The 12600-nt window shown below is 41.3% G+C and carries 13 protein-coding genes and 1 pseudogene; 6 read left to right on the top strand and 8 right to left on the bottom strand.

All coding sequences use genetic code 11. The features are described from left to right. Positions 1–305 precede the first annotated feature (305 nt). The 7 genes and pseudogenes from bioF to F7734_RS22785 all read right to left on the bottom strand — a co-directional run bounded on the left by bioF (position 306) and on the right by F7734_RS22785 (position 7409). Positions 306–1472, bottom strand: a complete 1167-nt coding sequence (gene bioF / locus F7734_RS22815; protein WP_155746796.1) for an 8-amino-7-oxononanoate synthase — start codon at positions 1470–1472, stop codon at positions 306–308. A gap of 121 nt (positions 1473–1593) precedes the next feature. Further along, positions 1594–1806 (bottom strand): annotated as a pseudogene (locus F7734_RS22810) (hypothetical protein); the annotation flags it as partial. A gap of 85 nt (positions 1807–1891) precedes the next feature. Beyond that, the gene (locus F7734_RS22805; protein WP_155746795.1) at positions 1892–2188 is read right to left on the bottom strand and encodes a hypothetical protein; all 297 of its coding nucleotides are present in this window, start codon (positions 2186–2188) and stop codon (positions 1892–1894) included. A 191-nt stretch (positions 2189–2379) separates the two neighbouring features. Further along, a complete protein-coding gene (locus tag F7734_RS22800) occupies positions 2380–2655 on the bottom strand; it encodes a hypothetical protein (RefSeq protein WP_347566262.1) in 276 nt (91 codons plus the stop codon). An 833-nt stretch (positions 2656–3488) separates the two neighbouring features. After that, the gene (locus F7734_RS22795; RefSeq protein ID WP_155746794.1) at positions 3489–4163 is read right to left on the bottom strand and encodes an NYN domain-containing protein; all 675 of its coding nucleotides are present in this window, start codon (positions 4161–4163) and stop codon (positions 3489–3491) included. Positions 4164–5226: 1063 nt separating this feature from the next. Further along, complete coding sequence (locus F7734_RS22790) at positions 5227–6729, bottom strand: ATP-binding protein (RefSeq protein WP_347566261.1); 1503 nt, start codon at positions 6727–6729, stop codon at positions 5227–5229. Between the two features lie 5 nt (positions 6730–6734). Next, the gene (locus F7734_RS22785) at positions 6735–7409 is read right to left on the bottom strand and encodes a response regulator transcription factor (protein ID WP_155746793.1); all 675 of its coding nucleotides are present in this window, start codon (positions 7407–7409) and stop codon (positions 6735–6737) included. Positions 7410–7634: 225 nt separating this feature from the next. Between F7734_RS22785 and F7734_RS22780 the strand changes: the two genes are divergently transcribed. Genes F7734_RS22780 through F7734_RS22770 form a run of 3 tightly spaced genes read left to right on the top strand, consistent with a single transcriptional unit; the run spans position 7635 to position 10175 of the window. Continuing rightward, complete coding sequence (locus F7734_RS22780) at positions 7635–8207, top strand: hypothetical protein (RefSeq protein WP_155746792.1); 573 nt, start codon at positions 7635–7637, stop codon at positions 8205–8207. Positions 8208–8224: 17 nt separating this feature from the next. After that, complete coding sequence (locus tag F7734_RS22775) at positions 8225–9808, top strand: efflux RND transporter periplasmic adaptor subunit (RefSeq protein WP_155746791.1); 1584 nt, start codon at positions 8225–8227, stop codon at positions 9806–9808. A 52-nt stretch (positions 9809–9860) separates the two neighbouring features. Then, complete coding sequence (locus F7734_RS22770; RefSeq protein WP_155746790.1) at positions 9861–10175, top strand: hypothetical protein; 315 nt, start codon at positions 9861–9863, stop codon at positions 10173–10175. Positions 10176–10427: 252 nt separating this feature from the next. Here the strand turns inward: F7734_RS22770 and F7734_RS22765 are convergent, their stop codons facing one another. Beyond that, positions 10428–10958, bottom strand: a complete 531-nt coding sequence (locus F7734_RS22765; protein ID WP_155746789.1) for a universal stress protein — start codon at positions 10956–10958, stop codon at positions 10428–10430. A gap of 406 nt (positions 10959–11364) precedes the next feature. On the opposite strand from F7734_RS22765, the gene F7734_RS22760 reads away from it, so the two are divergent. From F7734_RS22760 to rpmA, 3 genes are all read left to right on the top strand, one after another. Then, positions 11365–11565 (top strand): hypothetical protein, encoded by a 201-nt coding sequence (locus F7734_RS22760; protein ID WP_155746788.1) that lies wholly within the window; start codon positions 11365–11367, stop codon positions 11563–11565. Positions 11566–11715: 150 nt separating this feature from the next. Next, entirely contained in the window at positions 11716–12201 is a 486-nt protein-coding gene (rplU, locus tag F7734_RS22755; protein ID WP_155746801.1) for a 50S ribosomal protein L21, read from the top strand. Between the two features lie 75 nt (positions 12202–12276). After that, on the top strand, positions 12277–12582 hold the full coding sequence (gene rpmA / locus F7734_RS22750; RefSeq protein ID WP_155746787.1) for a 50S ribosomal protein L27: 306 nt from the start codon (positions 12277–12279) through the stop codon (positions 12580–12582). Positions 12583–12600: the final 18 nt, after the last annotated feature.

Genomic DNA, 12600 nt, shown 5'->3' with positions numbered 1-12600 from the left:
CTACTGACATCAAGTTTAAAGTTAACTTTATAATAATTTCTCCAAAAGCTTTTTTCAAAAGCTAATAACTTTGTTGTTATTTCTTGGAACACATAAAATTCTATTAAGATGTGATTGCGATCGCCGTGATGAAGTGAATTTCTGGCTTCAACAAACACCGTCTTATATCTTCTTGAATATTTTTTTTTAATAGAAAAATTATGACTTGAAAATAGAGGAGTTGGGGGTTAAATGAAGACAGCTATGCTACCCCAACTTACCAGTTATTGGTCATTGGTCATTAGTCAAGTGTCAAGTGTCACTGGTTAGGTGATTTCCGTCAACGCTTCTACTAACTTCTGAATATGTTCGAGTTTGTGAGTTGCCATCACAGAAATCCGTATCCGACTGGTGGGGACGGTAGGGGGACGAATAGCAGGGGCAAAAATGCCATATGATTTAAGATGCTCCCCCATTTTCAAAGCATCGCCTGGATTTGACAATTGAAAGCACAAGATGGGCGACTCAGAAGGTAGCAATTTCAAGTTGAGTAGCTGTTGTTGCACTTGTTGTTTGAGGTAAGCAACGTTTTGCCATAACCGGATACGGCGTGGCGGTTCCTCCAAAACTATTTTTATTGCTGCTAGGGCTGCTGCAGTATCAGCAGGTGACAGCGCTGTAGTATAAATCCAACTGGGAGCGCGGTTTCTCAAGTAATCGATTAAAGTTGCACTTCCTGCTACATAGCCACCCAAACTACCCAAGGCTTTACTTAAAGTGCCAATTTGAATTAACTGTTTTCCCCTACACCCAAAATGTTCAACACAACCCGCACCAGTTTCTCCAAGTACTCCAGTGGCATGGGCTTCATCTAAAAGTAACATACAACCAAATTGCTCAGCTAGCTCTAAGAGCGCAGGTAAAGGACATAAATCGCCATCCATGCTAAAGACACTATCGCTAAGAATTAGGCAACGTCGATAGTTTTGCCGATATTGACTCAATTGAGTTTTTAAATCTTCAACATGACAGTGACGGTATTCTATGATGGCAGCACCAGTGAGAGTTGCCCCATTTTTTAAACTGGAATGGTTATATCGATCGGATAAAATTAAATCTCGCTTGCCTACTAGTGCATTGATAACGCCCAAATTTGTCAAATAACCCGAACTGAAAACGACTGCATCCTCTGTTTGTTTAAGGAATGCGATCGCTTCTTCCAAATCTCTATGCAGTTGGCGATGTCCGCTAAGTAACCTCGAACCCGTACTACCAGTACCAAATTCTTTCACTGCTGCTGCTGCTGCCATCACGAGGCGTTCATCACCTGCGAGTCCCAAATAATCGTTACTAGCAAAATTTATGACCTCTCGTCCTTCCAAAACAACTGTGGCACCAGGGCGACTTTGGATAGTTTGTACAGTACGATACCAGTTAGCACGGTGAATAGTTTCTAGGGATTGTTCCAACCACGTATAAGGGTTACCAGACATAGTGAACAGAGGGGTGTTTGTTTTCCCCTCCAAGATAAGATAATATTCATGAAAACTACTATAAAAAACGTTGTTATAGTTTTGCCGATATGCTCAAGCTAAGTTGTGGTATTACACGGTATCAAGCCAGAGTTTGAGGACAGTAGCCCAACCCATTGATAAACTGTTCCCGGAATGCTTCGATGTCCTCACGTTGCGGACTGCCGTGAGAAACAACAGCAACTTGATATCGATGCATAACATTAACTGGAGAGTTTCCAACTTCCAAACTTTCTAAAGCCATGCTGACGTGCTTTGACGGGGAGTGAGGAATTCCTATTTCGCCTATAAGGGCTAAGACTCCATATGCTCAGCATATAGCGTCTTTGCACTTGATGTAGCGAAAGCCCAGCATGTTGACACGCACCACGTAACAGCAATTAACTTTCTATTTCAGATTTCTGAGAATTTTGAAGAGCGGGAGAATTCTTAGGGGAGATGGAATAAGGATATTCTTCAAGTGACGAATCTAAGTGGGGTTGGGGAGGCTGTTCTAAAGTCGCTTCACCAATAGCATGACTAAAGTAGGATTCAAAAAGTTTGTCGTAGTTGGACGCAACCGCTAAAAATGCCCCTCCCAAAATATATATCGGTAGAGGCAACTGAAATTCTTTAATCCAGTCAAAAAACTCTGCTAAAGCAAACAGTACCAGAAAGCAAGCCAGCCAAACTCTCATGCCTCTATCCCAAAATCACAACAACTTCACTCATTGTAATTGAGAGCTTAATCAACACATCCGAGAAGCCGAGTCAAAAAAGAGGAACTTTTTTAAATGTTAATTTTTTTTACTGTTTATACAAAACTTACCATAACATAGTATAAACACAAAACAGATTGCGTTCAATAGAATCTATACACCTGTAAAACTTAGCTCATGTAGAATGCAAGACTAAACGCAGAAACCATAACAAGAATGGGAATAACCGTACTAAACTCTACTTTCCTTGTCTTCACCATCTTTAGGCAAGACAGAGGAATCACAAAAGGCCATAAAGCAGTTGTGATAATAAACATAATGAATGATAAGAATTTATCTTCTGGGGAAGAATGGGGATGGCTGAGACTAAATCTTAACCAGTTGATAAAAAAATAGCCAGTCATAAAAAGGTAAGTAATAACCAATGCAATTTGCATCTTATTCACTGTAGACACTCCTTTTGTTATCTAGGATTCAGAAATAAAGACATTCAGTCTGCTATCAGAGAGATCGCTCGGCGCTGGAAGTTAGAAAATAAGGACTATACGTCTAAATTTAAGGCTCAGTATTTACTTATTATTCATACAAATACTAATATATCGATTGCAACATCTAAAACCGTAGTTCTACTTGTTTTTCAGGCTTTTCCTTGCTTTCCGGAATTTCACTGATTCATCATCACAACCTTATTTGTATATTTTTCTCTATTCAACTGATATTATGGTTAATCGTAACAATCTTATTGACGCGATCGTCCAAATTTTTAAACTTTTCTAAAAAAAATTTATATACCGTAAGTTAAGTAGATATGAAGGACTCTCGCTTGAGATGCAATACTACGTAGGTTTTGGGAAATAATAGGTTGGGTTGAGCACGAGCGTTACCCAACAAATGCTGATAAATGTTGGGTTTCGTTCCTCAAACGCCAGTAAAGGTGCGGAGGGAAACCCTCCTATGGCGCATTCGCGCCACGCTTCGCTATCAGATCTGGCTCCCCAACCTACGTAATTTCGTATTTTTATGCAAAACCTACGCAGTATTGGCTTGAGATGTATGCTTCAACAGTCTTGTTTGCTAACTATAAAGCTTTCAGTATAATTAATAACTCACTGACCATGACATATTAAAACCCGGTTTCTTTGGAAAACCGGGTTTTGCTAAGCAGCATATTTTCCGTTTAACGATCTCTTTCTACTTAAAGGGGAGTATATATGTTAGCTGTTGCTTCCTGAATAGCAGAGAAAAGCAAGGAGTTGTAGGAGCTGCTGCTAGCGAGAAATCAGAAATTAGAATTCGACAATGGGCGGTAACTATAGCAAGAATTTGAATCTTTTTGTATGTATTGTTTGAGATGCTCTATGTCAACAAAGTAGTCAGCAACATCAATTAAACTATCGCTTGTCATTGCCCGTATGCTAACAACTTCAACTCGAATTCCCTGGTAAGTGAGAGCATTAACAGCGTATGCTAAATCTCCATCACCACTCACCAATACAGCGGTGTCATAATAAGGAGCTAAATTTAGCATATCCACAGCAATTTCTACGTCCAAATTGGCTTTTTTAGAACCATCGGGAAGTAGAACAAGATCTTTACTGACTACACGATAGCCATTTCGCCGCATCCAGAGTAAAAAACCCTGTTGTTTCTCATTATTGCGATCGACACCCGTGTAGAAAAAAGCACGCAAAAGCCTTGCATTCTCCGTTAAACAACAAAGCAATTTTGCATAATCAATTTCAATGTTCAGTTGTAAACCTGCATGAAATAAGTTGGCTCCATCTATAAAAATAGCGACTCGGCCTCTATCGGAATTCCCAAAAATATACTTATCAAATGTCATGTCTGAAAAGTTTGTACTATTCTCTCTATTATCACTCTGCCAATTTGATTTGTCTTTTTCTTTAATTAATCTGTATTGATTTTTTTCTTTGTTAAAAGCCGATATATTCATTTATACCTCTTAATTACAAATTTGATAAATTTATCAGAAATGTTCGTTTTGAGTCAAAGGTAAAAGTAATAAGTAGGAAATGAAACTTAAAGTATTTTATCCTTCTTCTATATTTTACCTCTTTTTTCTTATTTGCCCCTGTTTCCTTTAGGCTTTATACAGATAGCGGCTTTGGTAGAAAGCTGTTTCCCCAGTAACCCAACCTTGTTGCCTCTTGCTCTTGCTCTAATTTTATTTTAAGAAATCAGCTATTCTGGGCAACAGAAGGTAATTGTGCTGTTCCAGATGAGAGTCGCACAAGAGCTAATAGAGTTGCTACGCGTTTATTTTATTTTTCGACCTAAATACACTTTAGGTCTTACCTTATCGTATCGCAGAGCACACCTATACTTCTTTTTGTCTTAAAATCTGACAATACTGACTGCTGGCAGCAGTCTTTCTTTAACAAGTGACAGACTACTTCAGCAGTTTTTTGTAGAAAAATTTCAAAAATAAAAAGCTTCAAAATGTAGCTTTTGCTAACTGAAAATCATTCTCTACTCCTCATATCTGCCTGTATTTAAAGCAAGCGGTTGAGTGATTATTGGCAAATAACTCAGTTGTCTTTTATTTTTTACTATGTCATAATCATTCTTTCATTATTTTTTATCTAATATTTTAAAGAACTTATTCAAAATTTTTGAAAAATTGACATTTAATTGGAAAAATTTGGTATTGTGGCACATCTCCTTTTATTGCTATTAATTTCCAGTGACTCCCTTCCCCCTAGAAGATGACCTATGGGTGTAGGCCGGGGCAGTGCCCAACCTACTACAAATAGTGGCATTTTAGAGCGGGAAGGGAGTAATGCAGTATAACTCTCAAATTCTGTATCTTAAGGAAACATTTAAATTCTGTTGGTAGAATAAAGCTTAAGACCACAGAACCTAGCAACAGCATTGACTCTAACAAATAACGTGAGTCAAACGAGTGTTGGAAATACTCATATGTTGCAAAGGTTGCCTAAATTTTATCAAACCTTTCTTCAATGTCAACTTAATTATAAAATAACTATTAGCAAATCTTATATTTTTGGCAAACGCAAAGTAAAAGCAGTCTGACCAACTGGTGTTGGATCGAGTTTTAAGTAGCCACCATGGTATCTCGCAATTTCCCTTGCTAAACTCAACCCCAATCCTACACCATCAACTTTGCGCGTTCTGGCGGGATCGCCGCGATAGAAACGGTCAAAAATCCGTTCGCGATCGCTCGGTGGAATGTCTTGAGAAGAATTACTAATAGTGACTAACACAATTCCTGCTTGCTGGTAACCGTGAATTTTGATCCAGCCATCTGGGAGATTATACTTGATGGCGTTACTCAGCAGGTTTTGTAAAATTTGAGTGAGTAAATCGCGATCGCCCCAAGTACGCAATTCAGAAGTGATTTCCGTTTGAACATTTAAGTGAGGTGCCAGCAATTCTATATCTTCCGTCATCTCCAGCAGAAGTTGAGAGATATTGACTTCTACTCGATGCAAACTCATTTGTCCGGTATCGGCTAGAGATAACAGTAGCAGTTTCCGCACAATTCCACTACAACGCCGTACCTCATCTAGCAAATTACTCAAACTTTGCTGTATCTGAGAACCTGGTTCTGCTTGTTGCAAAGTCTGTTCTAATTCTCCTTGTAAAATGGCAAGTGGGGTTTTCAATTCGTGGGCAGCATCAGCACTAAAACGAGACGCTTGTAGGAAACTGCGTTCGAGACGTTCCAACATTTGGTTAAAAACTTGAATTAACTTGACAAATTCAACATCTGTTGTACCGATAGGAACTCTTCGATCCAACCCGTTGACAGTCACCTGCTCAATTGCTTTGTTTAATCTCTCAATGGGACGTAACGCACTGCCAGAAATTAACCACGCACCTCCAGCAACTAAAAGAAGCGCACCTGGTATGGATACTAGGAAAATATTTCTGATGGCAATCATTTCTCGATCGACAGCGTTTAAGCTGACTGCGATCGCAACTAAGGCGTGAGGAAAAGTGACTGCACCAACACGCCAAGTTCCTTCTTTCGTTTGTTGGGTAGCAAATCGCGGCGGGGGAGGCGGTTCACCTAAAGGACGACGATAACGCGGTGACGAGAAAGCAGCCGCTTTTGGCGATCGCAATTTTTCTGGTGGAGGTTGTTTTTCTCTTTCTGAAGGACTTCGCCTATCCGGAGGTGGAGGGACACGAAAAAAATGGGGACGAGGAGACCACAAGTTATTAGTTTTCAATTCAACCCACCACGAATGTGATTGGTATAAAATAGTACCATCTTTCTCCATCACCAAAAGAGCAACAGGTGTTTCCGCATCAGTTTTTAATTCGCGTTGTATAAAAGTTTCATAAGACTGCCAGCGATTGAAAAATCGCGGGCTAGCTACTAGAAATAGGCGATTTTCCAACTGTGCATCAAGACGACTGCGTTTGGCATCAGAGATTTGCAACCAAGCAGTTACCCCAAATCCAATGAGGGTACTGCCAGCAAGCGCAGCAGATAATAAAGCAATTCGGAGACGAAATGAACGAAACTGCACGATCGCTACTCTGGCTTACAAAAACGATACCCAACTCCCCGGACACTTTCAATTCCATCCGCTCCCCCAAGCGGGTCTATTTTTTTGCGGATTCTTTGAATACACACATCAACTACATTAGTATTGGGGTTAAAATCATATCCCCAAACGTGTTCTAAAATTTGCGTGCGAGTAAGAACTCTTCCGGGAGAACGCATCAAGTATTCCAAGAGGTTGAACTCGCGAGTCGTCAGTTCCACAACCTGCTGATTGCAAGTGACTTCTCGCGTAATGCGATCCAATTTGATAGAACCAACGCAAAGTAAGTTTTGGCGATCGCCAGTACTTCGACGGATAACAGCGTGAATGCGAGCAACCAACTCTTCCACGTAAAACGGTTTGGCAATATAGTCATCTGCACCGAGATAGAGACCTTCAAGCCTGTCATCCAGTTCATTACGAGCTGTCAGTAGAATCACTGGTACATTCCGTCCTGCCCGACGCAAATGTTTAAGGATAGAAAGCCCATCCTTACCCGGTACCATAATATCAAGTACGAGGGCATCGTATTGATTCTCCATGGCTCGAATGTATCCCTCATCACCATTATCACAATAATCAACGACAAATCCCTGTTCTTTTAACCCAGCTTGAACAAAGTTGGCAATCTTTGACTCATCTTCAACAAACAGAACGTTCATATAATTTTAGATTTTAGATTTTAGATTTTGGATTAAGAAATTTTTATACTGCCGTATTCTTACCTAAATAGCTGTCAAATTTTTTTCTAATTGATATAACTTCTAGCACACTTTTACTACTGACTTAAATTACAAAACTGTAATTTAGATGCGCGGCAAGCTGTCATTTAAGGCAAGCTTAATAAAAATATCAACACATTCTTTCTACGTACTAAGAAACTTTTTATGAAAATTCATCGCTTGTTAGCTTTAGCGACTATTCCTATTCTAATTGGTGCGTGCGGTTTGGCAGGTGCCGATAGTTCAACAGCAAATAATTCCAATCTAATAGCACAGGATTCATCTCAACCTAACGAACAACCAAGGAGAAGGGAACGATTCCGCCCAAATTTTGCTGAAGCTGCTCAAAAGTTAGGAGTCACTGAAGCACAATTGAAAGAAGCTTTAGGCGTGCCTGCCTCTGATACTCAGCCCAATGAAAATGGGCGTCCGCGCCGTCCTCGTTTTGATATTAAAGGTGCTGCAGCAAAGTTGGGTGTCACTGAAGCACAATTGGTTAACGCATTGGGGCTACCACCGCGTCCAAATTTTACCGAAGCAGCCAAGAAATTGGGAGTGACTGAAGCAAAGTTAAAGGAAGCTGTAGGAGTGCCCACCAATCCCATAGATCCATCAAGCCAAGATAAACCTCGCCGCCCGCGCCTTGATATCAAAGGGGGTGCTGCAAAGCTGGGGGTAACAGAGGAAGAATTAACCAATGCGTTGGGGATTCCACCACGTCCTCCGTCTAGAGAGTAGGGACAAGAGAAACTTCTATGGCATCATTTGATTCAATCCAGCCTGTAACCTCCACCCCTTTCAAAAAAAGCCCTGTAAACCAATGGTTGACAAAATGGCTAGTTGGTTTACTGATTTTAACTGCGTTAGGGGGAGGAACCTATGTTGCTTACAGTCAATTAGTTGTGGTTCAACGCCAAGAAGCGCGACGCAAATTACAAACTGTTTCCGTTGAGAGAGCCAGTTTACCAATTACGATCGCTGCTAACGGTACCATTCAACCCAAACAATCGACCAATGTTAGCCCGAAAAGTTCGGGGCGACTGAAAAAGTTACTTGTAGAAGAGGGGGATTATGTCAAAGAAGGACAAATCTTAGCCTACATGGATGACTCTAACTTTCAAGGACAGCTACTGCAAGCCAAAGGGCAAGTCACTTCAGCTCAAGCAAACCTTAAAAAAGTCATGGCGGGTAATCGCCCCCAAGAAATTGCCCAAGCACAAGCTCGCATGCGCGAAACACAAGCGAACTTGAAACGATTAGAAGCAGGTAATCGTCCGGAAGACATTGCCAAAGCCCAAGCGGAAGTTAAGAAAAACGAAGCACTGATAGCGCAAGCCCAGTCTCGGTTCAATTTGGCACAAGCACGGGTGAAGCGGTTGCAAAGCCCATTTGAAGAAGGTGCGGTATCTCGTGACACTTATGACGAAGCTTTGGCTGAAGAGCGCAATGCAAGAGATAATCTAGAGCAAACCAAAGCAAGTTTAGCTGTGGCACAACAAGAACTTGCCAAGCAAAACAACGGATATCAGGCAGAGGAAGTTAATCAAGCGCGTGCCCAAGTTGAAGAGGCACAACAAGCTCTAGCTCTTGCTCAAGCAGGAAGTCGCCAAGAAGATATCGACCAAGCTCGCGCTCAAGTTGTTCAAGCGCAGGGTACACTTCGAGAGGTTCAAACACAAATAGAAGACATGGTGATTCGTGCTCCCTTTAGCGGGATTGTGACAAAAAAGTATGCCGATCCGGGCGACTTTGTCACTCCAACAACTTCGGGTAGTGATGTATCTTCAGCGACTTCTTCCTCAATTTTATCACTTGCATCTACCTATCAAGTTGTAGCAAATGTAGCTGAAACTGATATCGCCAAGATTCGTTTAGGACAATCTGTCACTCTTAAAGCCGATGCCTTTAAAGGACAAACTTTTAAAGGAAAAGTTGCTCAAACTGCAGCTTTAGCAACTGTGACTTCAAATGTTACCAGCATTGAAGTGAGAGCGGATATTCTTCAGAACTCTCAAAAACTTCTTCCCGGAATGAATGTGGATGTGGAGTTCAATGTTGGTGAATTAAACAATGCACTCGTGATACCAACAGTTGCGATCGTGCGTCAAGAGAATGAAACGGGGGTGTTAGTTATCAGGGAGAATGGGAGACCTAGATTCACACCCATCGACACAGGTGTGACGGTTAATAACAAAACCGAAGTACGTTCTGGATTGCAGGGTGATGAGAAAGTTGTCATTAGTACTCCACGTAGATCTCAGGCTGGCAATCCCTCACTCGTACCCGGATTGGGTTTTGGTGGAGGAATGGGAGGTGGTCGTAGAGGCGGTTTTCGCTAATTCTCAAGATTGGTTTTCATAATGGGAAAAAATATATAAAGAGGATTGACAAATGAAGAAACAGTTTACTTTCGCAGCTCTATGCGTTGCAACAATTTTCTTTCCCGGAGTAGCTTCTGCTGGTGAGGTTTACAATCGCAGAGATTCTTATCCTCAACAATATCGGCGTAATGTAAGAGTTGAAAACGTAAGGTATACTACAATAAATCGTTCAGAACAGAGAGATATTCAACGCCAACAAGTGGCTCTTGAAGCGACAAAAAGACGCTTTCTGCGAGATGGAAGACTCACTCGTCAAGAAAGACAACAACTAGAAAGAATGGAACAGCAACTTGCTCGGAGTATACGTAGTGCCCGTCGAGACTAGTAGTTTCACCTCGTTCCCAGGCTCTACTAGTTTCTCGTTCCCAAGCTGTACTAGTTTCTCGTTCCCAGGCTGTACTAGTTTCTCGTTCCCAAGCTGTACTAGTTTCTCGTTCCCAGGTTCTACCTGGGAATGCAGGCTGCGAGGCTCTGCCTCGCGTTACAGATTGTTACAGGAGGCGGAGCCTCTACTAAGGCATTCCCAGGCGGAGCCTGGGAACGAGATGGAATAATGCCCATTGCCTTGTTCTTGCAATTAAGCAGAAACTGTGTTGCAAACTTCAGCTCCTTCTGTAGTATTGTGAACAGGTCCTTGGACTATGAGAACAGAGCAAGAAGCGTTATGTAACACATAATTACTGACACTACCAAGGAACAGCTCGCTTAATCCTCTACGACCGCGCCGACCTACTAAAATTAAGTCAGCGTTCCAGCTGTTTGCAACTTCACAGATTGTACGACCGGGATCGCCTAAATTCTGAGAAATTTCTGCTTGAACACCTATTTTGTTTGCTTTTTGAACAAAAGAAAACAGCATATTTAGTCTTTCTTGCTTGAGTTCTTCCCACTGCTGCATATATTTATTGACAGCTTCCGTATGTAGAGTTGGGTAAACACTACTAGGTTGCAGCAATACAGGGTTGAGATATCCCGTTCCATCAAAGGGAGAAAGAACGTGCAGTAACATAAGATTTCCATTAACTGCTTTTGTCAAAGTCACTGCTTCGTCAAAAACATGTTGTCCAATTTCAGAAGTATCAATTGCAACTAAAATTTTGTGAAACATAGTTATTAAGGGTTGGGGATTGGGGATTAGAGATTGGGGATTAGGGATTGGGATTCGTTACTAGTACTTCTTTCTTGTCCTCGTTTTTCCTTTTCTCCCACATTCACAGTTTTATGAAAAGAAGTTGAGGATTTTGTGAGGAGGATAAAGTAGGGGCGCATTGCAATGCGCCCCTACAGTGGTTGGTGAAATTTGAAAGTTTCTCAATATGTCAGTGTTCTTACATAACTTTGTCTTAATTGTACTTAAGTAATAATTCTCAATTAAGTAATATTTAGAAGTACAAAGTTTTTCGGAAAATTATCGAATTTCTACCCTAATTTTAAGATCGTAACGCCATACTTAGTATGGAGAGTATTTCAATCAGCAACTAAAAAGTTTCTTAAATTTTAATTAATTTTTAATCATGACAACCTTAAAATCTTGTGTTTCGTCTTGTCGGTACTGTCGTTATTACACACCACAAGGGTTGCGTGGGGGTACATGTGAATTGCTGAATGTATCGGTAAAATCGGAGTGGAAAGCTTGCTCTTTATCTGCTCCATCTTTTGTGTCTAGAAATCAACAAGAGGCTGAAGAATTAGCGCTAGTGACTGGCAAAGCTTAATTTTATTGACAATAGACAATGTATTAAGCTATGATTACGGATTGTCTGTCTAATTCCTGCTCGGATCAGGTAGAAGACGATATAAAAGCTGAGCAGCTTGTCAAAATCCTGTGGCTCAGCTACCTGTACGGCAACTTCAAGGACAATTCCATGAGCTACGCAATTATTGAAACTGGCGGCAAACAAATAAAAGTCGAACCAGGTCGCTTTTATGATATCGAATTGCTTTCTGCCCAACCGGATGAAAAAGTCACAATAGACAAGGTTTTGTTGGTGCAGCACAATGGTGAAGTCACAATTGGACAGCCACTTGTGACGGGAGCAACGGTAGAAGGAACGGTGTTGCGACATCTGAGAGGTCGCAAAGTCCTGGTGTATAAAATGAAGCCGAAAAAGAAAACCCGTAAAAAGCGGGGACACCGCCAGGAAATCACGAGGTTAATGATTGATTCTATTAGTCTTAATGGTTCAGTGTTGGTTACAGAAGCAACTACAGCTGATGGGGCTGAGGCTCAAGTCAGTGAAGTTGTGAGCGAACCGGGAACTGTTCCACCCCCAGAAGCGCCAGAAATCAATGCAGAATCATCAGAGGCTGTAGTTGATACTATAGAAGCATCTGCAACAACTGAAGCATAAAAAGCTACAGCCCGTTGTTGGGAATTTATCTTTTATTAAGATAGATAGAAAAAAGAACAGACACAAGAGGAAATCATGGCTCATAAGAAAGGAACGGGTAGTACACGCAACGGTCGTGACTCTAATGCTCAAAGACTGGGTGTCAAGCGCTACGGTGGTCAAACTGTTCGGGCAGGAAATATCCTCGTGCGTCAGCGCGGCACAAAGTTTCATCCTGGTAACAACGTTGGTATCGGTAGTGATGATACTCTGTATGCCCTAATTGATGGCGTAGTTACCTTTGAACGTAAAGGCAAAACTCGCAAGAAAGTGAGCGTTTACGCATCTGCGGCAACTGAAGCACCTGTAGCTGAAGCACCTGCAACAGCTGTTGCATCATAGAGAGTAGTGGGTCGGGCG

This window comes from Scytonema sp. UIC 10036 (assembly GCF_009725235.1).
The sequence above is the reverse complement of the archived record's forward strand: the minus strand, read 5'-3'. Positions and strand labels throughout refer to the sequence as shown.